This is a genomic window from Modestobacter lapidis (assembly GCF_054780755.1).
Genome location: NZ_BAAGVS010000012.1, coordinates 89086 through 112428, shown reverse-complemented (window position 1 = coordinate 112428; position 23343 = coordinate 89086). Strand labels below are relative to the sequence as shown.

Annotated in this window: 14 protein-coding genes; 1 reads left to right on the top strand and 13 read right to left on the bottom strand. The window is 74.8% G+C overall.

Annotated features, from left to right (window positions below):
- The 5 genes from ACYVG5_RS13775 to ACYVG5_RS13755 all read right to left on the bottom strand — a co-directional run.
- On the bottom strand, positions 1-1949 hold a 1949-nt coding region (locus ACYVG5_RS13775; protein WP_460683254.1), incomplete at its 3' end, for an excinuclease ABC subunit UvrA.
- A 218-nt stretch (positions 1950-2167) separates the two neighbouring features.
- Positions 2168-3139, bottom strand: a complete 972-nt coding sequence (locus ACYVG5_RS13770) for a nucleoside triphosphate pyrophosphohydrolase (protein ID WP_222049548.1) — start codon at positions 3137-3139, stop codon at positions 2168-2170.
- Positions 3140-3144: 5 nt separating this feature from the next.
- Positions 3145-4137: a peptidylprolyl isomerase gene (locus ACYVG5_RS13765; RefSeq protein WP_222049547.1), complete on the bottom strand. Its 993-nt coding sequence runs from the start codon at positions 4135-4137 to the stop codon at positions 3145-3147.
- Positions 4138-4228: 91 nt separating this feature from the next.
- Positions 4229-7801 carry a transcription-repair coupling factor gene (mfd, locus tag ACYVG5_RS13760; RefSeq protein WP_222049546.1) on the bottom strand — a complete coding sequence of 1191 codons (3573 nt, stop codon included), beginning with the start codon at positions 7799-7801 and terminating at the stop codon, positions 4229-4231.
- 276 nt (positions 7802-8077) lie between these two features.
- Entirely contained in the window at positions 8078-8527 is a 450-nt protein-coding gene (locus ACYVG5_RS13755) for an adenylyltransferase/cytidyltransferase family protein (protein WP_222049545.1), read from the bottom strand.
- A 368-nt stretch (positions 8528-8895) separates the two neighbouring features.
- Here ACYVG5_RS13755 and ACYVG5_RS13750 point away from each other — a divergent pair, with 368 nt between their 5' ends.
- Complete coding sequence (locus tag ACYVG5_RS13750; RefSeq protein ID WP_222049544.1) at positions 8896-10080, top strand: YveK family protein; 1185 nt, start codon at positions 8896-8898, stop codon at positions 10078-10080.
- Between the two features lie 338 nt (positions 10081-10418).
- On the opposite strand, the gene ACYVG5_RS13745 is transcribed toward ACYVG5_RS13750, so the two are convergent.
- The 8 genes from ACYVG5_RS13745 to ACYVG5_RS13710 all read right to left on the bottom strand — a co-directional run bounded on the left by ACYVG5_RS13745 (position 10419) and on the right by ACYVG5_RS13710 (position 23291).
- Complete coding sequence (locus ACYVG5_RS13745) at positions 10419-11696, bottom strand: O-antigen ligase family protein (RefSeq protein ID WP_246630689.1); 1278 nt, start codon at positions 11694-11696, stop codon at positions 10419-10421.
- A gap of 29 nt (positions 11697-11725) precedes the next feature.
- Entirely contained in the window at positions 11726-13030 is a 1305-nt protein-coding gene (locus ACYVG5_RS13740) for an MATE family efflux transporter (RefSeq protein WP_222049542.1), read from the bottom strand.
- A gap of 106 nt (positions 13031-13136) precedes the next feature.
- Positions 13137-18182 carry a PKD domain-containing protein gene (locus ACYVG5_RS13735; protein ID WP_246630650.1) on the bottom strand — a complete coding sequence of 1682 codons (5046 nt, stop codon included), beginning with the start codon at positions 18180-18182 and terminating at the stop codon, positions 13137-13139.
- 313 nt (positions 18183-18495) lie between these two features.
- Complete coding sequence (locus tag ACYVG5_RS13730) at positions 18496-19236, bottom strand: polysaccharide deacetylase family protein (RefSeq protein ID WP_460683253.1); 741 nt, start codon at positions 19234-19236, stop codon at positions 18496-18498.
- A 97-nt stretch (positions 19237-19333) separates the two neighbouring features.
- The gene (locus ACYVG5_RS13725) at positions 19334-20566 is read right to left on the bottom strand and encodes a glycosyltransferase (RefSeq protein ID WP_222049540.1); all 1233 of its coding nucleotides are present in this window, start codon (positions 20564-20566) and stop codon (positions 19334-19336) included.
- Positions 20567-20569: 3 nt separating this feature from the next.
- A complete protein-coding gene (locus ACYVG5_RS13720; protein WP_222049539.1) occupies positions 20570-21241 on the bottom strand; it encodes a hypothetical protein in 672 nt (223 codons plus the stop codon).
- Positions 21238-22023 carry a CDP-alcohol phosphatidyltransferase family protein gene (locus tag ACYVG5_RS13715; protein WP_460683252.1) on the bottom strand — a complete coding sequence of 262 codons (786 nt, stop codon included), beginning with the start codon at positions 22021-22023 and terminating at the stop codon, positions 21238-21240. The genes ACYVG5_RS13720 and ACYVG5_RS13715 overlap by 4 nt, the downstream gene beginning before the upstream one ends.
- Positions 22020-23291 (bottom strand): DUF1972 domain-containing protein, encoded by a 1272-nt coding sequence (locus tag ACYVG5_RS13710; protein ID WP_222049538.1) that lies wholly within the window; start codon positions 23289-23291, stop codon positions 22020-22022. The genes ACYVG5_RS13715 and ACYVG5_RS13710 overlap by 4 nt, the downstream gene beginning before the upstream one ends.
- Positions 23292-23343 lie beyond the last annotated feature (52 nt).

The window sequence follows — 23343 nt, the reverse complement described above, 5'->3', positions numbered from 1 at the left end:
TCCTCGGCCTCGGTCACCGGCATCGCGAGGACCTCGGCGATGTTCCGGCCGCCGAGCGTGTACTCGAGCACCGCCGCCTGGAACCGCTTGCCCTCGCACTCCTCGCAGGTGGACTCGACGGTGGCCATCACGCCCAGGTCGGTGAAGATGACGCCGGCGCCGTTGCAGGAGGGGCAGGCGCCCTCGGAGTTGGCGCTGAACAATGCCGGCTTCACGCCGTTGGCCTTCGCGAAGGCCTTGCGGATCGGGTCGAGCAGTCCGGTGTACGTGGCCGGGTTGCTGCGTCGCGAGCCGCGGATCGCGCCCTGGTCGACCACGACCACGCCGTCGCGGCCGGCGACCGAGCCGTGGACCAGCGAGCTCTTGCCGGAGCCGGCGACGCCGGTGACCACGCAGAGCACTCCGAGCGGGACGTCGACGTCCACGTCCTGCAGGTTGTGCGTCGACGCGCCGCGGATCTCCAGCGCGCCGGAGGACGTGCGGACCGAGTCCTTGAGGGCGGCCCGGTCGTCGAGGTGGCGGCCGGTGACGGTGTCGCTGCCCCGCAGCCCCTCGAGGGTGCCCTGGAAGACCACCTCGCCACCGGCGGTACCCGCGCCGGGGCCGAGGTCGACGACGTGGTCGGCGATCGCGATCGTCTCGGGCTTGTGCTCCACGACGAGCACGGTGTTGCCCTTGTCCCGCAGCTGCAGCAGCAGGTCGTTCATCCGCTCGATGTCGTGCGGGTGCAGCCCGATGGTGGGCTCGTCGAAGACGTAGGTGACATCGGTGAGCGAGGAGCCCAGGTGCCGGATCATCTTGGTGCGCTGCGCCTCCCCGCCGGAGAGGGTGCCCGCCGGGCGGTCCAGCGAGAGGTAGCCCAGCCCGATCGCCGCGAACGAGTCGAGGAGGTGCTGCAGCCCGGTCAGCAACGGGGCCACCGACGGCTCCCGGAGGTCTCGGACCCAGGCGGCGAGGTCGCTGATCTGCATCGCGCAGGCGTCGGCAATGTTCCTTCCCCGGATCTTCGACGACCGGGCCTCGGCGCTGAGCCGGGTGCCGTCGCACTCGGGGCAGGTCGTGAACGTCACCGCCCGCTCCACGAACCGCCGGATGTGCGGCTGCAGCGCCTCGACGTCCTTGGCGAGCATCGACTTCTGGACCTTCGGGATCACGCCCTCGTAGGTGAGGTTGACGCCCTCGACCTTGATCTTGGTCGGCTCCTTGTACAGGAGGTCGTGCATCTCCTTCTTCGTGTACCGGCCGATCGGCTTGTCCAGGTCGAGACCGACGCCGGCGAACAGGCGGCCGTACCACCCGTCCATGCTGTAGCCGGGCACGGTGAGCCCGCCCTCGTTCAGGGACTTCGACCCGTCGAACAGCGCGGTGAGGTCGAAGTCGTTGAGCGCGCCCATGCCCTCGCAGCGCGGGCACATGCCGCCGAGCCGGTTGAAGGTCGCCTTCTCGGCTTTCGTCCGCCCGCCGCGCTCGACCGTGATCGCGCCGCTGGCCTTCACCGACGGGACGTTGAACGAGTACGCGTTCGGCGAGCCGATGTGCGGCTGCCCGAGCCGGCTGAACAGGATGCGCAGCATCGCGTTCGCGTCGGTGGCGGTGCCGACCGTGGAGCGCGGATTGGCGCCCATCCGCTCCTGGTCGACGATGATCGCGGTCGTCAGACCGTCCAGGACGTCGACCTCGGGCCGCGCCAGCGTCGGCATGAAGCCCTGCACGAACGCGCTGTAGGTTTCGTTGATCATCCGCTGCGACTCCGCGGCGATCGTGCCGAACACCAGCGAGCTCTTGCCCGAGCCGGAGACGCCGGTGAAGACCGTCAGCCGGCGCTTCGGGATCTCGACGCTGACGTCCTTGAGGTTGTTCTCGCGCGCACCGTGCACGCGGATCAGGTCGTGACGGTCGGCGGCGTGCAGCTCGGACGACTGCGTGTCGGTCCTCGGGGCCGTGCTCATCGTGTCTCCATCCCTCGGGCGGGGCCGCCCTCGCGGGCTTCCTCGGCGTCGCCGGGCTCGATCCGACCAGCGTCGAGCAGCACGTCAGGTCCTCCCCGTCGACGCGGTCGTTGTCTACCTGATCGGCGGCGTCGGCGGGGAGTGGCGCAACACCCCTCCGGCGGACGCCCCGTCCGCGCAGCCGTGCCGCGGGGGCGCACCGATTCGGGCGCCCGGTCTCAGCAGGGGGGGCGGGCGGCCGCGGCCGCGTCCAGCTCGCCGGCGTACCGGCGGACGGCGGCGCGCAACGCATCCTCGGCGTCCCAGCCGCGCTCGCGGGCGGCCACCACCAGGCCGAGCAGCTGCTCCCCCAGCTCGCCGGCGTCCCGCGCGGTCAGCTCGCCCGGCGGCGGGGTGGGCAGCCCGGCACGGGCGGCCCGCCCGGCCAGCGCTGCCCCCCAGGAGGTGGCCGGCTGCGAACGGGACACGCCCTCGGTGGGTGAGCGGCGCTGCTTCTCGCGCTGCTTGATCTCCTCCCAGCCGCGCTCGACGGCGGCGATGCTCATGCGGCTGTCGCCGATGCTGGCGCTCCCGTCACCTCCGGCGCCCGGCCGCCGGTCCCCGGGGCCTCCGCTGGCACCGAAGACGTGCGGGTGCCGGCGGACCAGCTTGCCGACCAGGTCGCCGGCCACGTCGTCGACGTCGAAGGCCCGGTCGGGGCCCGCCTCGGCTGCCACCCGGGCGTGGAAGACCACCTGCAGCAGCACGTCGCCGAGCTCCTCGCGCATCGCGACCGGGTCGTCGTCGACGATCGCGTCGTAGGCCTCGTGCGCCTCCTCCAGCAGGTAGCCGCGCAGCGAGGCGTGGGTCTGCTCGGCATCCCACGGGCAGCCGCCGGGCGAGCGCAGCCGGTCCATCACCGTGACGACGTCCAGCAGCCGGGCGCCGGGCGGCTCGGGCGCTCCGGCGACCACCGGGGTCTCGATCCCGACCGCCTCGTCGACGGCGAGCAGGCAGGTGGCCCCGGCCGGCACGTCGGCCAGGGCCCCGACGTCGGTGACGGTCGTCCCGGCCTCGCGGAGCGCCTGCGCGGTCGCGGCCGCGCCCGGGAGCGCCACGAGCGGGTCGGCGGCCTGCACCGCCTGCCAGCCGGCCGGGGCGAGCAGGCCGGGCAGCCGGGAGCTGACGGTGACCAGGGTGGAGGGCGGCACGCTCCTCAGTCTCCGCTGCCTCCCGCGACGCCCGCGCCGGCGTCCTCCAGCAGCTGGACGACCCCACCCTCCGCGGGCACGATCTGGCCCTGCTCGAGCACCCCGAACCGGGGGTTGACGTCGACGTCGACGTCCTCCTGCAACTCACCGATCAGCGCGGCGCCGGCCGCTTCGGCCTCGCTGCCGAGCTGCTGGGCGAGCTGGTCACGGACCTCGGCGTAGCTGGGGATGACGAGGTCGCTCACGAAGCCGACGACGACGCCGCCGATCTCGGGGACGGCCTGGGTGAACCCCTGGCCGGCCGGGGTCGCGGCGACCGACTCGGCGAGCACGCCGGGCAGGTCGGCCGACGCGAAGCCCTGCACGGTGGGCAGCGTGCTGTTGCTCGGGTACTGGGCCGCGATGGCCGGGTACGCCGCCGGGTCGGCCACCAGCTGGGCCAGGACGGCGTCGGCGGTGGCCTGGTCGGGAACGGTGATGATGCCGAGCTGCACCTGGGTCAGCTGCCCCTGGGACTGCTCGTAGCGCTGCCGGAGCGCCGCCTCGGACAGCTCGGCCTCGCCGGCGGCGGCGGCCAGCTCCAGCCGCATCAGCTGGTGGCGGATGTTCTCCGCGATGTCGGTGGCGTTGACGCCCTGCTGCCGGGCGAGCTGGCGGAAGGCATCGTCCTGCGACGCGCCCCCGAGCAGGCTGTCGATCCGCGCGCGCACCTCGCCGTCGGTGACCGTGACGTCGTAGCGGCGGGCGGCCACGTCGTAGATCTCCTCGGTGACCAGCAGGGTGAGGACCTGACGGGCGTAGTTGCGCCGCTCGCCCTGGACGTAGGCCGCGATGGCCGGGTCGGCGAGCCGTTCGTCGACGGCCGCCTCCAGCTCCGCGACGGTCACCTCGGCGTCGCCGACGTAGGCGGCGACGTTCGGCGACGTGCGGCAACCGGCCAGGACGGCGACCCCGACCAGGCCGACGGCGAGCAGGGCAGGAACTCTGCGGCGCGACACGGCGCGAGCGTGCCACACCGGTGCGACCCAGGCCCCGCACCGCCGGAGAGGTTGTGGATTCGTCGGCGTCGGCCCGACGGATCCACTCCGCTCAGGACGCGACCGGGACCGGCGCCTTGAGGACGGCGGACAGCAGCGCGTGCAGCTTCTCCAGCAGGGCGACGTCGCGCAACGGGGTCCGCCGATCCGGCCCCACCGGCACCTTGATCGACACCGTGCGGACCGCGTCCTTGTAGCCGGCGCCCTCGGCGAGCCGGGACAGCTTCATCACCTGCGACTCGCGCAGCTCCACCGGGGCGACCCGGATGTTGCGCCCCTGCATCGAGATCTCGGTGACGCCGAGCGTGCGCATCGCCGCGCGGAAGCGGGCCACGGCGAGCAGGTTGAGCACCGGCGCCGGGGCGGGGCCGTAGCGGTCGGTGAGCTCGTCCAGCACGGCCTGCGCCTGGTCGTCGTCCTGCACCGAGGCGACCTTGCGGTAGGCCTCCATCCGCAGCCGCTCGCCGGGCACGTAGTCGTGCGGCAGGTGCGCGTCGACCGGCAGGTCGACCCGGACGTCGGCCGGCTCGACCGCCGGCGACTCCCCCGTCGCCTGCGCCCGGTAGTCGCTGACCGCCTCGCCGACCAGCCGCACGTAGAGGTCGAAGCCCACGCCGGCGATGTGCCCGGACTGCTCGCCACCGAGCAGGTTGCCCGAGCCGCGGATCTCCAGGTCCTTCATCGCCACCGCCATGCCGGCCCCCAGGTCGGTGTTGTGCGCGATGGTGGTCAGCCGGTCGACCGAGGTCTCGGTGAGCGGCTTGGTCGGGTCGTAGGTGAAGTAGGCGTAGGCCCGCTCCCGGCCACGGCCGACCCGGCCGCGGATCTGGTGCAGCTGGGAGAGGCCGAAGGTGTCGGCCCGGTCGACGATCAGGGTGTTGGCGTTGGGGATGTCCAGCCCGGACTCCACGATCGTGGTGGCGACCAGGACGTCGTACTCCTTCTCCCAGAAGCCGACCATGATCCGCTCGAGCTCGTGCTCCTTCATCTGCCCGTGCCCGACGGCGATCCGGGCCTCGGGCACCAGGTTGCGGATCTTCGCCGCGGCCTTGTCGATCGACTGCACCCGGTTGTGGATGACGAACACCTGCCCGTCGCGCAGCAGCTCGCGCCGGATCGCGGCGGCCATCTGCTTGTCGTCCCACGCGCCGACGTAGGTGAGCACCGGGTGCCGCTCCTCGGGCGGGGTGAGGATCGTGGACATCTCGCGAATGCCGGTGAGGCTCATCTCCAGGGTGCGCGGGATCGGGGTCGCCGACATGGACAGCACGTCGACCGCCGTCCGCATCGTCTTCAGGTACTCCTTGTGCTCGACGCCGAAGCGCTGCTCCTCGTCGACGATCACCAGGCCCAGCTCCTTGAACCGGGTGGTCGGCTGCAGCAGCCGGTGGGTGCCGACCAGGACGTCGACCTCGCCGGCGGCCAGCTTGCGCAGCGTCTCGGCGCTCTCCGCCGCCGACTGGAACCGGGACAGCACCGCCACGGTCACCGGGAACTGCGCGAAGCGCTCCGAGAACGTCTTGAAGTGCTGGTTGGCCAGCAGCGTCGTCGGCACCAGGACCGCGACCTGCTTGCCGTCCTGCACCGCCTTGAACGCCGCGCGCACCGCGATCTCGGTCTTCCCGTAGCCGACGTCGCCGCAGATGATCCGGTCCATCGGCACCGGCTGCGCCATGTCCGCCTTGACCTCGTCGATGGCGGCCAGCTGGTCGGGGGTCTCGGTGAAGGGGAAGGCGTCCTCCAGCTCGCGCTGCCAGACGGTGTCCGGGCCGAAGGCGTGACCCTTGGTCGCCATCCGCGCGGAGTAGAGCCGGATCAGCTCCGCGGCGATCTGCTTGACCGCCTTGCGCGCCTGGCCCTTGGTCTTCGCCCAGTCGGCCCCGCCCAGCTTGGACAGCGCGGGGGCCTCGCCGCCGACGTAGCGGGTCAGCTGGTCGAGGGCGTCGGTGGGCACGAACAGCCGGTCCGGCGGCTGGTTCCGCTTGCCGGGGGCGTACTCGACGATCAGGTAGTCACGCTGGCCACCGTGCACGGTGCGGCTGACCATCTCCACGTACCGGCCGATGCCGTGCTGCTCGTGCACCACCAGGTCGCCGGGCTGCAACTGCACCAGGTCGACGGCGTTGCGCCGGCGGGCCGGCATCTTCGTCGCGTCGCGCATGCTGGTGCCGCGCTGACCGGTGAGGTCGTGCTCGGTGACCAGCGCCAGCCCGATGCCGGGGAAGGCGAACCCGGCGTCCAGGTTGCCCTGGGTGACGTGGGTCGGGCCGGCGTCGGGCGCGGACTCGATGCCGGGCACCAGCCGGGCACCGAGGTCGGCCTCGGCGAGCTGGTCGGTGGCGCGCTGCGCCGGGCCCGGGCCGGCGAAGGTCAGCACGACCCGCCAGCCCTCCCGCGCCCAGCCGCGCAGCTGGTCGAACGCCCGCGCCTGGTCGCCGTGGAACCGCTCCACCGACGTGGCGTCCAGGGTGACGTGCCGCTCGTCGTCGTCCGGCTGCAGGGTGAACACCCCGGTCGTCCACCAGGGCAGCCCGCGACCGCGGGCGGCGTCGGCGACGTCGGCCAGGTCGCGGAAGGACGACGCCCCCAGGTCGACCGGCGCGTCCCCGGCGGCCGCGGCGGTCTGCCAGGAGGCGGCGAGGAACTCGTCGGCGGTGCGCACCAGGTCCGCCGCCCGGCTGCGCACCCGCTCGGGGTCGAGCACCAGCACGTGCGTGCCCTGCGGCACCAGGTCGGTGAGCAGGTCCATCCGGTGGCCGGCATCCTGTCCCGCCCCACCACCCCCACTGATCAGGGCCGGGATCAGCGACTCCATGCCCTCCACGGCGATGCCCTCGGCGAGCTTGCCGGTGACCTCGGCCAGCTCCGGGTGCTTGGCGCCCAGCGCCGTGGCGCGGGCGCGCACCTCCTCGGTGAGCAGCAGCTCCCGGCACGGCGGGGCCCACAGCCGCTCGGGTCGCTCGTCGAGCGAGCGCTGGTCGCTGGCGGCGAAGTAGCGCAGCTCGTCGACCTCGTCGCCCCAGAATTCGACGCGGACCGGGTGCTGCTCGGTGGGCGGGAAGACGTCGAGCAGGCCACCGCGGACGGCGAACTCGCCCCGCTTCTCCACCAGCTCGACCCGGGTGTAGGCGGCGTCGGACAGCGCCCGGGCCACCTCGTCCAGATCGGCGCTCTGCCCCGCGCGCAGCTCGACCGGAACCAGGTCACCCAGGCCCGGGGACAGCGGCTGCAGGACGCTGCGCACCGGTGCGACCAGCACGTCGACGGCGCCGCCGTCGCCGGGGTGCGCCAGGTCGCGGAGCACCGCGAGGCGCCGGCCCACCGTGTCGGCACGGGGCGAGAGCCGCTCGTGCGGCAGCGTCTCCCAGGCCGGGAACACCTCGACCCGCCGGTCGGGGACGACGCAGCGGAGCAGGTCGGCGACGGCGTCGGCGTCCCGTTCCCCGGCGGTGACCACGAGGACCGGCACGCCGGCGCCCGGCGCGGCCGCGGCGAGCGCGCCGGCCACCCACGGCTGCACCGAGGGCGGCGCGGTGACCGCGAGCTCGGCGGAGCCGGCCGCAGCGACCACCTGGGCCATGCCGGGATCGGTCAGGACGACGTCGAGCACGCCGCGCAAGCTCACGGTTCCGTTCACTCCTGATCCGTGGCCCGCTCCAGGTCCGCAGCGAGCAGAGCGCGCAGGGTGCGCGCGGGGGGCCACCGTCCAGGATAGTCAAAGGACCCCGTCCCCCTCACCCCTCGCAAGCTCGGGGCGAGCCTCTGGACGGGGCCGCGCTGCCCCCCACGGCTCGCAGGCTCACCGCGGGCCCCTGCAGCGGGGCCGCGTCAGAGGCTCGGGGCGAGCCTCTGGACGGGGCCATGCGGCCCCGCCGGCTCGCACGCTCGCCGCGGGGCCGGGTCAGGCGCGGGCCTGCACCGCCACCGGCGCCTCGGCGGTGATCACCGACAGCGCCTTGCGCAGGATCGTGCTCGAGGTGTGCATCGTGTACGGGAAGTAGCGGACCTCCACGCCGACGGCGGCGAAGTCCTGCTCGAGCCGGTCGCCCTTGGCGGTGCCCCGCCAGTCGTCGCCCTTGAAGATGACGTCGAAGCGGACCTCACGCCAGGTGTCGATCTTGTCCGGGACGACCTCGGCGTGCACCGAGTCGACGAAGCGCAGGCTCCGCACGATCTCCATCCGCTCGGCCAGCGGCACGACCGGCGCCCGGCCCTTGGCCAACAGCAGCATCTCGTCGGACACCACCCCGGCGACGAGGTGGTCGCAGTTGTCCGCGGCGTGCCGGAGGACGTTCAGGTGGCCGATGTGGAACAGGTCGTAGGCGCCGGGTGCGTAGCCGACAACGGTCATGACGAGCCTCCTGGTCGATCGGGGCGGGCCGCTGGGTCGCGACCCCCCGCTCGTCCGCCACGTACCGTGACCGACGACCGGAGCCGGCCCTCCTCGGGCCGAGCCATCAGCGGAACGGTAGGCACCCGCTGGTCACTGTGGGTGAGCAGAGCGGGTGGTTCACCCCATCGGGCGCCGTTCCGCTCACCCGGTCGGGGAGCCCCCGTCACCGGCCGCGTGCGGCCTCCCCTCCTTCCGGGTGACCGGCCCGCCGGAGCCCGGCATGGAGGCTTCGCGCCGCCCTAACCTGCGGGGGCGACCCACGACCGGCGGCGATCCCCCGGGCCGTCGGGGCATCCACGAGCAGGCCAGGACAGAAGGCGGACACGATGGAACTGCGCGACTACCTGCTGGCGCTGCGCCGGTACTGGCCGACGTGGGTCGGCGTGACCGTGGCGGCCCTCGTGGTCGCCGTCGGCGTCGTGCTGATCAGCCCGCCGAGCTACCAGGCCACCGCCCGGGTGTTCGTGGCCAGCCTGGGCGAGGGCACCAGCGGTTCGCAGTTCGTCAACCAGCGCGTCGCCAGCTACCCCGACGTCGCCCGCAGCAGCGCGGTCCTGGGCCCGGTCATCGAGGACCTCGACCTCGCCGAGTCGGTCGCCGCCCTGCGGTCCCGGGTCAGCGCGAGCAACCCGGCCGACACCTCGCAGATCGACATCGCGGTCACCGCCGCCGACGCCGGGCGGGCCGCCGAGGTGGCCAACGCCGTCGCCGAGCAGTTCGGGACCGTCGTGGAGCAGCTGGAGCGGCCGGGCACCGGCGAGCCCCCCGTCGAGCTCACCGTGACCGACCCGGCCACCGCGCCGTCCGCCCCGGTCTCCCCCGACCCCGGACTGCTGCTGCCGCTGGGCCTGCTGGTGGGGCTCGCGCTGGGGGCCGCCGCCGCCATCGTCCGCAGCCGCCGGGACACCCGCCTGTACACCGGTGCCGACGTCCGGTCCGCCTGGGGCGGCACCGACGAGGAGCTGACCGTGCACGCCCCGGCCGCCGACCGCCGCCGCAACCCGCTGGCCGGCCGGCCGGTGACGTTGCTCGCCCGGCAGCTGGAGCCGCTGGCGGAGGACCGGACGCTGCGGATCGTCGTGCTGTCCCCGTCCGCCGGTGACGAGGCGGCCGCCCGCCGGCTGGCCGACGAGGTCAGCGCCGAGCTGAGCGGCTGGGACGTGCCCGTCGAGGTGGCCGCGACGGTCCCCGAGGCCCCGGCCACGGGTGACCGGGCCGGCGTCCAGCTCGCCGTGGGCACGGCCGGGGCCGCGCTGCGCCGATGGCGGGCCATCGGCCGTGAGCACGACGGCGTCGTGCTCACCGTGGAGTCCGGCCGGGTCGACCGCGCCGAGCTGCAGGAGATCCGCTCGGTCCTCGGCGCGGCCGGTATCCAGCCGCTCGCCGTCGTCGTCACCCCGCGCCGGAAGGCCGCCCGCACCACCGCGGCCGCCACGGCCCCCCGCCCGGCGCCCGCCCCCTCGCAGCCCGGCGCCCGGCCCGCGGCGCCGGTCCCCGCCGGCCGTCGCTGAGCGCTCCGGCCGCACCAGCCGGACCCCGGTCCCCGTTCCCGCCGCCCGGCGGGGGCGGGGACCTCGTCGTTGCCGGGCCCGGTCCCGCGGCCCCGCCGGAGGTTCGCGGGGTGCAGGCCGACAGGCAGCCGGGTCGCCAGGCGGCCGGGGCCCGGGTCACCGACCGCACGCGGTGGTCGCCGACCTCGGCCTACAGCATGAGGACGGCGACGACAGCGTGCGCCCGGGACAGGCAGCGCAGGTCCCGGACACGGCGAGCAGGTCCCCGACACGGCGAGCGGGTCCGGGACGGCGCCGCGCGGGGACGACCGGCGCCGGGGGCACCCGGAGGAACGGGTTCAGCGCCGCCCGGAGGGCGTGCGGGCGTCATCCAGGGCGGGCTCGGGGATGCCGCCGGCCCCGCTGGCCGCCTCGTCGCGCAGCCGTTGCCGCGATCCGCCTTCGGCCAGCAGCGAGACGGCGAGGAAGAGCAGGAACGCGGGGGTGGCGTCGAACAGGCCGCTCTCCAGGGTGCTGCGCCCGAGCAGGAACACCAGCAGCCCCAGGAAGAGCACCCGGTGCGGGTGGGGCGCGCGCAGGGCGCCGCGGAAGGCCCACAGGGACCAGCCGAGCGCGCACAGCACGCCGAGGACGCCGGTCTGCACCAGCAGGGACACCCAGCTGCTGTCCAGCGGCTGGGTCTGCCAGTACTGGCCGTACACCCGGATGATCTTGACCGAGAGGCCGCCGCCGAAGACCTCCTGCCAGGCGGAGTCCGCCCAGCTCAGCGAGGCCCGCCAGGCGATGAAGCGGGAGTCCAGCGTGCTGGCGCCCGTGCCGTCCCGGCCGGCGAACGCCGCGACCGCGCCGGTGGCGACCGCCCCGACCGCGCCGACCGCCCCGAGCACCAGGCAACCGACCACCAGGCCGACCCGGGGCCGCCGGATCTGGACGGCCATGACCGCGATTCCCAGCAGCAGCATGAGCAGGCCCGTGCGCGATCCGGTCACCCAGACGACGGCCAGCAGAACGGCACCCGTGACGCCGGCGGACCAGCGGGCCTCGCCGAGCACGGCCCGCCAGGCCAGGACGAGGACCACCACCCCGGAGAGCAGGGCCAGTTCGTTGGGGTCGATCGCCGGGACGCCACCGGCCAGGCGGCCGGAGGTGATGGTGGGCAGCCCGGTTCCCGCGGCGACCACGGCCACCGCACCGCAGGCCCGGGCGAGGTCGGTGATCACCTGCACCGCCGGAGCGGCACGCAGCAGGAAGACGACGGTGGCGGCCAGCACGGCCACCCGGATGGCGACCACGCCGCCGGCCACCAGGAGGTCCGCGGTCAGCGCCCCGAACACCGAGATGCCGAGCAGCAGGCCGAGCCACCAGAGCGTGCCCGTGCCCAGCCGCCGCCCGGGCACGGACTGTGCACGCAGGAAGGCCAGCGACAGCGCCAGCAGGCTGACCACGGCCTTTCCGACGACGACGGGGTCCAGGGAACCCGAGAAGTACTCGCCGCGGCGCCAGCCCACGGCACCGACGACGATGAGGACGGCGGCCAGCAGCTCGATCCGCCGGCCTGCGTCGTGCCGCCCGAAGAGCCGCGGGGAGCGGCCGCCGGCGTCGACCTGTGCTGACATGGTCACCTCGCGTGCTGTCAGGGCTCGGGTCACGGGGCCGCCACGCCCCCACGGACGGCTGCGACGCCGGCCGGGGCGCTCCTGCGGTCGGCGGCGGCCGGCTCGGCTGCCGCGTCGCGCACGATCGGCAGCACCACCGTCTGGCGCACCGCCAGGGCGGCCAGGACGGGCCCGAGCGCAAGCACCAGCGGCACCCAGACCACCGCGCCGTCGGCCAGCGCGACCAGCAGGGCCGCCAGGCCGAGAGCGGCGAACTCGAGGCCGCGCAGCGCCAGCACCCGGCGCTGGACGCCGTGCACGGCGGCGAGGCCGGAGTACGGCAGCAGCACCGCCCCGGCGACGGCGTACAGCGCCCAGCCGGCCACCGCCGCGACCGGGACGCCGTAGCCGCCCCCGGTGAGCAACGGACCGAGCCACGGCAGCGCGGCGACTCCGGCCAGGCCGATCGCGCCCACCGCGAGCGCCAGGCCGGCCGCTGCGCGGTCGGCGGTGCGCAGCCCGGCGGCCGGGCCGCGGGACCGGAGGGAGACGAAGTGCGGGAGGAGGAAGGAGCCGAGCCCGGCGACCAGCACCAGGGTGGGAGCGGTGTACACCCGCGCCGCCTCGAGGGGGCCGTAGGCGGCCGCGCCGGCGAGGCCCACGACCAGCACGCGGAGCACCGTGAGCAAGGCGGGCCGGACCGCCTGGGAAGCAGCCCGCCAGGCACCGAAGGACACCACCACGGCGATCGAGGGCCGCCGCCACGGCCCGTGGGGGCGCTCGGTGGCCGGCAGCAGCACCCAGGCCACCAGCGCGGCACCGGTCTGCCCGGCCAGCAGCGCCACGACGAAGGAGGTGAGGCTCAGGTTCCCGGTCGTCGCCAGCCAGACCAGGACGGCCAGCGCCAGGGCCATGCTGGTGACATCGACGGCCGGCAGCGACCAGAACCGGCCGGCCGCCATGAGCAGGCGGCGCAGGGTGTCCTCGACGATGAAGGCGGCGGTCGCCAGACCCAGCAGCAGGCCGGCCCATGCCGGCACCAGGCCGGTGACCACGGCCAGCAGGCACCCGACCAGGCCGGCGGCGCCGGAGACCACGGCCGTGCCCACGTGCAGGCCGGCCCGGATGCCGGGATCGGTGCGGTCGAGCACGGTGAGCGAGTCACCGACCAGGCCGCTGCACACGGCGGTGGCCAGCACGATCGCCCCGTAGACGAGGGAGAAGGCCGCCAGCCCGGCCGCCCCGAGCTCGCGGGCGGCCGCGACCTGGAGCACGAGCCCGGCCAGCGCCGAGGTGGCCTGCCCGGCCAGCGCGCCGGCGGCAGGACGCCGCAGCACGCGCGCGAGACCGGTCACCGGTCGATCCTCCCAACGACGACACCCGGTTCCGCCTGGGCGGGACCGGGTGTCATCCGAAGTGGTGAACGCGGGACCGCACCGGGTGGTGCGGCCCCGCGGCCGGTCAGCCGACCGGGGTGACGGTGATCTGGGCGAACCGCACGTCCACCGGCGCCGAGGCGCTGCCGGAGAGGTAGGCGTTGAGGCCGACCGCACCCGGCGCCTGCAGCGCCGCGGTGGTGTCCGAACCGGTCACCGTCGGGGTGGTCGGCTCGGCGGCGCCGGCCGCCCACACCGTGACCGACAGCTCGGTGGCGTCGGTGCCGGACGCCGTCACCCGGACGTCGAGCTCCGTGCCCGGGACGTAGACCAGGTCCTCCACGAGGACCTCCCGGCCGAGCAGCACCTCGTCGCTGGTGCCGTCGAGCTTGGCCAGCGCCACGCCCACGGTGCCGTCGGCGAGGAAGCGCACGCGGCCCTGGTAGGCCAGGTTGGTGCCCACCCGGCGCGCCCCCACGTAGACGCTGGCCCCGCCGCCGGTCGGCACCCCCGACAGCGACAGCGTGGTCCGGACGTCGACCCCCGTCTGCGCGACCTCAGCGAGGTAGGAGCCGGTGTTGGTGCCGCTGGTCAGGGCGAACGTCGCCGCTCCGTCGGCCACCGACTGCCGGGCTGCGCCGGCCGCCACCGTCCAGGCGCTCCCGTCGTCCGCAGCACCCAGGCCGCCGGACACCGTCCGGTCGAACCCGTCCACCGCCAGCACGTCGGCGTCCGCCGGGACCTCCGGCTCGGCCGGGACCTCCGGGACCTCCGGGGCCTCCGGCTCGGCCGGGACTTCCGGGACCTCCGGGACTTCCGGGACCTCCGGGACCTCCGGGGCCTCCGGCTCGGCCGGGACCTCCGGCTGCACCGGCTCGGCCGGCGCCGCGCCGACCGGGGTGACGGTGAACTCGCCGATGCGGAGCTCGACCGGCGCCGACGCGCTGCCGGACAGGTAGGCCGTGAGGCCCACCCCACCCGGCGCCTGCAGCGCATCGGTGCTGTCGGTGACGCTCACCGTCGGGCCGGCCGGCTCGTCCGTGCCCGCCGCCCACACCGTCACCGCGAGCTCGGTGGTGCCGGTGCCCGAGGCCCGGACCCGGACGTCGAGCTCGTTGCCCGGGGTGTAGGTGAGCCCGCTGAGCAGGACCTCCTTGCCGATGATCACCTCGGCGGTGCTCCCGGACAGCCGCACCGCGGCCACCCCGACCCGGCCGTCGGCCAGGAAGCGCACCCGGGCCTGGTAGGCCTGGTTGGTGTCCACGCGGCGGGCGCCGACGTAGACCATCGCCCCACCGCCGGTCGGCACCGACGACAGCGACACCGTCGTCCGCACGTCGGCGCTCGGCTGCAACACCGCATCCAGGTACGAGCCGGTGTTGGTGCCCTTGTTCATCGTGAACACGGCGTCACCGCCTTCCACCGACTGGCGGGACCCGCCGGCCGACACCGTCCAGGCGCCACCGACGTCCGCCGTTCCCAGCCCACCGGACACCGTCCGGTCGAAGGCGTCCGAGGCCAGCTGCGCCGGCGCACCGGGCACCTCGGGGTCGGCCGGGGTCTCCGGCTCGGCCGGGGTCTCCGGCTCAGCCGGCGCCGGAGCATCGCCCGGCACCGTGATGCCGACCGGGGTGACGGTGAACTCGCTGACGCGGAGCTCCACCGCCGAGCCGGCACTGCCCGACAGGTAGGAAGACAGCCCCACCGCACCCGCCGCCTGCAACTCAGGGGTCGAGTCGGTCCGGGTCACCGTCGGGGTGGCCGGCTGCGCGGTGCCCGTCTCCCACACCGTGACCGACAGGTCGGTGGTGCCGGTGCCGGCGGCCTGCACCCGGACGTCGAGCTCCGTGCCCGCGGTGTAGGTCAGGCCAGGAACGGCGACCTCGCTGCCGATCAGCACCTCGTCGGTGCTCCCGGCCAGCCGCACGGCGGCCACCCGCACGCTCCCGTCGGCCAGGAAACGGAGCCGGGCCTGGTAGGTCAGGTTGCTGGCGACCCGGCGGGCGCCGACGTAGACCATCGCCCCGCCGCCGGTCGGCACCGACGACAGCGCCACCGTCGTCCGCACGTCGGCGCTCGTCTGCGACACCGCATCCAGGTACGAGCCGGTGTTGGTGCCCCTGGTCATGGCGAACACCGCGGCACCGTCGGCCACCGACTGGCGGCTGGCACCGGACACCACCGTCCAGTTCCCGCCCACGTCCGCCGTTCCCAGCCCGCCGGGCACCGTCCGGTCGAAGGCGTCCGAGGCCAGGAGGTCGGAGGAGACGGTGATCTCCTGCGTACCGGTGGTCGTCGCGCCGTCGTCGTCGGTGACCCGGAGAGTGACGGTGTAGGTGCCGTCCGCGGCGTACTGGTGCGACGCCTGGGCGCCGGTACCCGTGCTCCCGTCACCGAAGTCCCAGGCGTAGCCGGTGATGGTGCCGTCGACGTCCTGCGCCGCGGCGGCGTCGAAGGTGCCGGCCAGCCCGGCGCCCGCCGCGGTGAAGTCCGCGGTCGGCGGGGCGTTCGGGATCGGCGCCGTCACCGTCACCGACGTGGTGCGGGTGGCGGTGGTGCCCTTGTCGTCGGTCACCGTCAGGGTGACGCCGTAGGTGCCGGCGGCCCGGTAGGTGTGCGTGACCGTGCGGCCGGTGCCCGTCGTCCCGTCGCCGAAGGCCCACGCCCAGGAGGTCACCGTGCCGTCGGAGTCGCCGGAGGCCGCGGCGTCCAGGGTGGCGGTCAGGTCGGTGCTCGCCGAGGTGAACGCCGCGGTCGGCGGGAGGTTGAGCACCGCCCCCGTGCTGCCGGCCGTGTAGTGGTCGGCCACCTGCCTGCCGGTGAGCGCCTTCGGGTAGATGGCGACCTCGTCGACCCGCCCGCTGAAGAACTTGGCCCCGGACCAGGTGCTGTCCCCGCCGATCCGCCAGTAGCCGTAACCCGGCTGGCCGCCGGTCGTGTCGGTGCGCGAGGCGACCGCCTTGCCGTCGACGTAGAGGGTCATCCCGGTGGCGTCGACCGTGGCCACGACGTGGTGGAACCGGCCGTCGTTGTACGACTTCGGGCTGGTGACGATCCGCTCGGACCCGGGCCACAGGCCGAAGTGGAGCCGGCCGAAGAAGTCCATGTAGACGTGCCGGTCGTAGTTGGCGCTGGTGCCGGTGTTGCTGCTCCCGAAGCCGATGATCTTGCCGCCACCCCAGGTGGTCGTGGTGAACCAGGCCTCGATGGAGAACGTCTGCGGGCCCAGGACCGGCTTCTGGGTGGCCAGGAAGCTGGAGTTCTGCCCCAGGGTGTTCGCCGCCGTGTCGCCGTCCCTGGCGATGGCGCCGGCCTGGCCCAGGCTGATGCCGCCGTGCACGGTCAGGTCGCTGCCGCCGACGCTGTCGTAGGCGACCGTGCTGCCCCTGCGCTCACCGAGGGACCAGTGGTTGGCCGCCCCGTCGGCCTTGACCGTCGCGGCGTAGGACCGCTGGGCGGCGGTGCCGGCTGCGACGTCCACCGACGTCCACGCCCCGGTGTTCTTGTTGCCCGTCGGGTCGAGCACGCCGATCCGGTAGGTGTGCCGGCCGGCGGACAGGCCGGTGTCGGTGAACGCGAGGGTGTTCACGTCGTACCAGGTCGAGGTGGACGTGACCTCGTGCACCGGGGTGGTGCCGTCGTCCCGGTAGACGCGGTAGGTCAGGTTCGCGTCGTCCTGGTCGGTGCTCTCGGTCCAGCTGACCCGGGCGGCACCCGGGCCGGTCGGGACGACGGTCGGGGTCAGCCCACCGCCCGTCGGGCCCATCGCGGCCGGCGCCGTCCCGGCGAAGGCGAAGCGCACCAGCCCCTGCTGGGTAGCGCCGTTGACCCGGGGGAACTCGCCGCCGAAGACGACGTACTCGCTGGTGCCGGTCACCGACCAGCCGGCCTGGTTCTGGCCGGTGTAGGTGCCGCCGGCGAAGCTGGGGAACCAGTTCAGCAGGGAGGGCGCGGCCTGCCCGGCGAGGTTGGCGTTCTCCATCGTGAAGGCGCCGGTCCGGCCGGTCGCCGCGAGGCTCTCCGCGGTGGCGTACTTGTTGACCTGGGGGTTGTGCTCCGGAAAGCCACCGATGTTGGCGCAGTCGTGGGCGTGCGACGCGACGTACAGGGCGCCGCCGACGGGGAAGCTGGAGTAGGAGTCGCCGCGGCAGTCGCCGATCCAGCGGATCGCGCCACCGGCGGCCTCGGCGGCGAAGGTGCCCTCGAGGTTGCCGGGGCCGTTGAAGTCGTACCCGGTGCCGTAGACGGTCGTCCCGTCGGTGCTCAGGCTGTAGACGGCGGAGTTGACGCCCTGGTTGGTGATCTTCTGGTTGACGGCGAAGGGTCGGGTGGCCCCGGTTCCCGCGTCCAGCGCGCCGACGCCGGCGGCCGGGGTGTTGTTGAGCGAGTTGAACCGCCCGCCCACCACGACCTGGGAGCCGCCGTTGGTGAGCACCATGGCCAGGACCTCGTTGCTGCCGGCCGTGGCAGCGGCGCCGGCCACCGGCGCCCACGGCAGCAGCGCGCCGTTGGCCGCGGACACCGCGGCCAACCGGGTGCGGCTGGTCGAGCCGACGGCGGTGAGGTTGCCGCCGAGGTAGACCTTGTCGTCGGTGGCCGCGAGGGCGCGGACCTGGCCGGAGACGCTGGGCCTGAAGTCGGCGACCAGCCGGCCGGTGCCGGTGTCGTAGGCCGCGATCCGGTTGCGCACCTGGCCGTCGGCCACGGTGAAGTCACCGGCGACGTAGACGCGCGTGCCGTCCGGGGAGGCGGTGACGGCCAGCGCCTGGGCGTTGAGGCTCGGCACGAAGGAGGTGATCAGCTCCCCGGTACGGATGTCGTAGGCCAGGAAGTTGTTGCGCGCCACCTCCTGCGTGCCGGCAGCAGCGCCGGCCGGGCGGGCGGTGGTGAACTTTCCGGCGACGTAGACGGTGTCGCCGACGACGACCTGGGACCACGCGACGCCGTTGATCTGCACGGTGGGCAGCGCGTCGGCGGTCACCGTGGTGGGGGTGGCCGGGTCGGCCGGGTTCACCGGCGCGGAGTCCGCCCGGGCCGCGGGGGCCATCAGGCCGAGGCCGCCCGCTGCCAGCAGCAGGCTCGTCACCCCGGCGATGCACCGTGACGCCATGGGCGCCTTGCGTGCCGTCATGCTCGTTCCCCAGTCGCTCATCCGCTCGGACCCTGGTGGTCCCAACGCGGTAAACGAACACTAAGCGTGACGATCGATCAGTCGCCAGAGTGAGCCAGTCACCCCTTTTGGTGCATTTGTGCAGGTGGGCGAGGGGCTTGCGGAAACCTGGGTGACGCTCGGTGAGTAAATTGTGGTTACGTAGAGCAACCGCACACACGGCCGCGCTACCCGGGCGCCCGCAGGGGCCGGGAACGCGAGAGCCGGGCCGGCCCGGCGCTGTGGTGCAGCGCGGGGCCGACCCGGCGAGGGTCGACGCGGGGTACGGCGGAGCTCAGTGCAGCCGCAGCCGCACCGAGTGCCGGGCGATCCGCGCGATCAGGTGCGCGGCGGTGTCGCGGGGGCTGATGTAGCAGCGGGGCAGGGTGAACCGGTCGCCCGGGTCGTAGTCGCCGATGACGCATCCGTGGTCGTAGCCGGCCGCCCGGACGGCGTCGGCCGCGGCGTCGTCGAACTCGCCGTAGGGATAGCAGAAGCCGGCCACCTCGGCCTGCAGGACGTCGGCCAGGACCTCGCGGCTGCCGCCGATCTCCGCGGCCAGGGTGCCGGCGCCGGCGCCGGCCAGGTGCGGATGGGTCATCGTGTGGCTGCCCACCTCCTGCCCGGCGGCGGCGACGGCGCGCACCTGGTCGGCGTCCATCAGGCCCAGTCGGGGGCCGTCGTCCCACTCGTTGCTGCCGCCCAGGCGGCCGGCGACCACGTAGAGCGTGCTGGTCATCCCGTGCCGCTGGAGTACCGGCAGAGCGTGCTCGAGATAGTCGGTGTAGCCGTCGTCGAAGGTCAGCCCGATGAGCCCGCGGGCCGCGCCGCGGTCCGCGGCGCGCAGCAGCTCGGAGAGCGACACCCCCCGTAGCCCCAGCCGGCGCAGCAGCCGCAGGTGCCGGTCCAGCCGCGCCGGGGAGACGCGCAGCCGGTGCGGGTCGGGCCGGGTCGACGGGCTGATCGAGTGGTACATGAACACCGGCGGGGTGGCCGTCCGGACCCGGCCGGCGGAGATCGCGGAGTTGTCGAGCACGGTGGTTCCCCCTGGTCGAAGAGCGAGGTGTACGCCGGCAGTGCGCCGGCGGGGTGGTGCTGTCGTCATCCCCCGGAAGGTGCGGCGGGACGGGCGGTCAGGCCGGCCGGTCCCCCGCCGTCGCCACCACGGGCTCGGCGGGCGCCGCGGGCTCCGCGGGCGCCGCGGGCGGGACCGGACGGGCGCCGCCGAGCGAGGTCAGCACCGCGACGAGTCCGTCCCGGTACCGCTGGGGTGCGTGCCGGCGGCGGGCCTCCCGGGCGTCGTCGCAGGCGGCGTTCCGGAAGGTGGCCCAGTCCGCGGCCACCCGCTGGACGGCGTCGGCCCACTCGGCCGTCCGTCCGGCGGGCACCGACTGCGCGCTGGCGTAGCCCGCGGCGGCCTCACGGAGACCGCTGTGGTCGCTGACCACGAGCGGCCGGGCGGCGAGCACCGCCTCCACCGCGGTGTTGCCGAAGGACTCCTCCTTGACCGAGGGCACCAGCACCACGTCGGCGTCGGCCAGGTGCGGCCAGATGTCGGCGCGGAACCCCAGGAACTCGACCCGGTGGCCCAGGCCGTGCTCCTCGACCGTGGCGCGCAGCTCGGCCTCGAACCACTCGTAGCCCTCGAACACCGAGCCGAGCAGCCCCAGCCGCGCGTCCACCCCGCGCGCCAGCAGCTCCTGCAGCGTGGCGAGGGCGACCTGTGGTCCCTTCCGCGGCGACAGCCGGCCCACGAACAGCAGCCGCAGCGGACCGTCGAGCTCCGCGCGGGCCGGCCGCACCTCGGCCGGCGCCGGGACGGTGTTGTGGACGACGGTGCTGCGCGCCCGCAACCGGGGGGCGACATCGGTCAGGACGTCGAGGCAGAACGCGCTGTTGGCCACCACCCGGTCGGCCAGCGACGGGCACACGGCCATCGCCCGCCGCAGCAGCCGCGGCGCCGACTCCTCCGCCTCGTGCACGTGGCAGACCGAGCGCCGGCCGGCGAGCCGCGCGAGCAGCGGCCAGGACGGCAGGGTCAGGGTGTTGACGTAGACGCCGTCGGCGCCGTGCCGCCGGATCAGCCGGAGGGCCGGCACCAGCCCGAGCACGGCGTCGCCGAGCAGCCGGAGGGCACCGCGGGGCCGCAGCGCGGCGTTGCGCAGCACCGGCATCCGGCAGAGGGCGACCCGCACCCCGCGCGCCTCGAGCTCAGCGACGAGCGGCCCGGGTCCCGGCAGCGCGACCGTGACGTCGAAGCGGGTGGCCAGGGCGGCCGCCGAGGCCAGCAGCACCCGGTCGGCGCCGTACAGCTCGGCCCCGGGGTGGACGACCAGCACCCGGGGCTGCGTCGGGACGGCGGCCACGGGTCAGGCCGCCGGTCCGGTGAACACCAGGAACGGCGCGCCGGCCTGGTACCCGACCGAGAGCGTGACGACCGCGCGGGCATCCACCGGCACGGTGAAGACGTAGCGGCCCTCGGCCGCCTCCCCCGGGGCGACGGTCCCGCGGAACGGCAGCTCCGACGGGTCGTCCAGCGGCGAGGCGGGCGTCAGGTCGGTGCCGGTGGCGAGGTCGACCGTGACGGCGTCCAGGGACACCGGCTCGGCTGTGTCGTTGCTGATCCGCACGGTCGCCCGCAGCGCCGGGCCGGCGACGTTGCCGGGGCCCTGCGCCGTCCCGTCGATGGCCTCGAGCGACACCACGGCCCCGGTGATGCCGTTGCCGACGGCGGCGGGCTGGTCGAGGGGTACGGCGGGCAGGCTGGGCGGCAACGCGTCGGCGTCGCTGGTCGGCCCGGCCGGGACCGGCGTGGGCGGCGCGGGGACGACCGTCTCGTCCGGGGCCACGGTGCCGGTCGGGACGACGACCCCCGAGGGCGGCGCCGTCGTCGCGGCCGTCGCGCTGGCGTTCCCGCCGTCGCCGGAGCCGGTCACGACCAGGGCGAGAGTGACCACCGCGACCAGGACCGCCGCGGCGAGCCCGCTCAGCAGCAGGCGCCGGCGGGTCCACGCCGGGCGGGAGAGCTGGGGGGTGTTCATCGGGGCAGCCTGCCGATCTCGCGGAACCACTTGACCGAGGCGAGCAGCAGGAAGGCCGCCGCCGCCAGGAAGAGGAGGGTGTACAGGGGGACGAAGAGCGCCGGCGCGCCGAGGACCAGGAAGAAGCAGCAGAGGAGGCCGTAGTCGGTGGGCAGCACGAGCAGCGACCGGAGCACGCTCGGCCGCTGGTCGGAGCGCTGGGCCCGGGTCGGCGCACCGTGCTGGGCGCGCAGCGCCTCGTTGAGCATCGTGCCGAAGTAGGTGACCGCGTCGACGACGCAGTAGCCGATCGGCACCAGCAGCAGCGCCGGCTCGACGAGGTCGTTGCGGTACATCCCGATCAGCACGGCCAGGTGCAGGCTGGAGGCCTTGACCGCGTCGACCATGTGGTCGAGCCACTCACCGGCCGGTGAGCCACCGCCGCGCAGCCGGGCCAGCTGGCCGTCCGCGGCGTCCAGCGCATAGCCGACGACGAGGCAGGCGGCGATGACGGCACCCAGCGTCCAGGTCGGCGGCCGCAGTGCGATCAGCGCGATGCCGGTGGCGGTGCACGCGGCGCTGATGCCGGTGACCGCGTTCGGGGTGAGACCCAGGTGGTAGGCGACCGCGGCGAGGAGCCGGCCGAGCCTGCGGTTCACGAACCGGGAGTAGGCGGGCGCGCCGGTCGCGCCCTTCTGCGCCGCCGCCAGGCGACCGAGGGTCTGGCCGAAGGTCTCCCCGGTCGCCCGCGGGCCCGGCCCGGGAGCAGGTGCGGGCCGCAGGTCGGGGGCCGTCGCGGTCACTGCCCGACCCCGGCCACCGGGGTCTGCGCCTCGGCGGCCACGTCGGGCACGGGCTCCCCGGCGGCCCGCTGACGCGGGAACGGCACGACGGTCGCGATCTGCCGCTCGCGCTGCGGGCAGCGCCGGCCGCTGGGCCGCCGGCGCGGGAACTGCCGGCCGGCCAGCCGGCGGGCGAGCTCCTCGTAGCCGGTGGCGACGTCGTCCCAGTCGTAGTCGGCCGCCAGCTCCCGGGACCGGGCGCCGTTGCGCCCGACCTCGGCCGGGTCACCCTCGGCGGCCTCGACGGCCGCGGCCACGTCGGCGGCGTCGGTGAAGTAGCGCCCCGCCTCGGCCACGACCTCGCGGTTGAAGTCGACGTCGAAGGCCAGCACGGCAGCACCGGCGCCGATGGCGCGCAGCAGCGAGGGGTTCGTCCCGCCGACCGAGTGCCCGTGCAGGTAGGTGTAGCTGTGCGCGTAGAGCTGGTCGAGCTGGCGCTGGTCCCAGACGCCGCCCAGGAAGCGGACCCGGTCGTCGGCCAGGGAGTGCACCCGCTCGGTGTACGCGTCGGAGTACGGCGCCGACCCGACGACGACCAGCGGCCTGGTCGCCCCGCTGCGGCGGTAGCCGTCGACGATCACGTCGACGTGGTTCTCCGGCTCGAACCGGGCGACCACCAGGTGGAAGCCGCCGGGCTCGAGGCCGAGCTCGGCGAGCCGGTCGTCGCCCGGGTCGATCATCGGGGCGCCGTAGGTGAGCAGCGTGGTGGGCGCGGAGAACTCGCGCCGGTAGTAGTCGGCGATGCCCTCGGCGTCGGCGATCAGCGCGTCGGACCAGCGGACGGCCATCGCCTCCGCGGCCCGGTAGTAGCGCTGACCGGTGGGGCCCCACTTGGCCCGCTTCCACTCCAGCCCGTCGACGTGGGTGGCGACCGGGATCCGCGCGGCGCGCAGCACCGGGAGCAGCGGTGAGTTGGCCGCGTTGAACACGATCGCCGCATCGGTCCGGTGGGCCAGCAGGTGGCCGACCGACAGGGCGGAGTGGCTGAGCGTCTCCAGGGACCGCTTGCGCGCCGCGGGCAGGTGGACCAGGTCCATGCCCAGGTGCGTCGCCGGCGGCGCGGACCGGTCACCGGGCGCCGTCCGGCAGTAGACGACGACGCGGTGACCGCGGTCGGCCAGCCGGAGCCCGACCTCCTCGACGGCGGTCTCGAAACCTCCGTACCGGGCGGGGACGCCGCGCGTGCCCACCAGGGCCACGCTCAGCTTCCCGGATGTGCCTCGGGCCATCGGTGTCACTCCGTTCTGTGCTGCGTCGTCTCGCGGCCGGCGCGACCTCGGG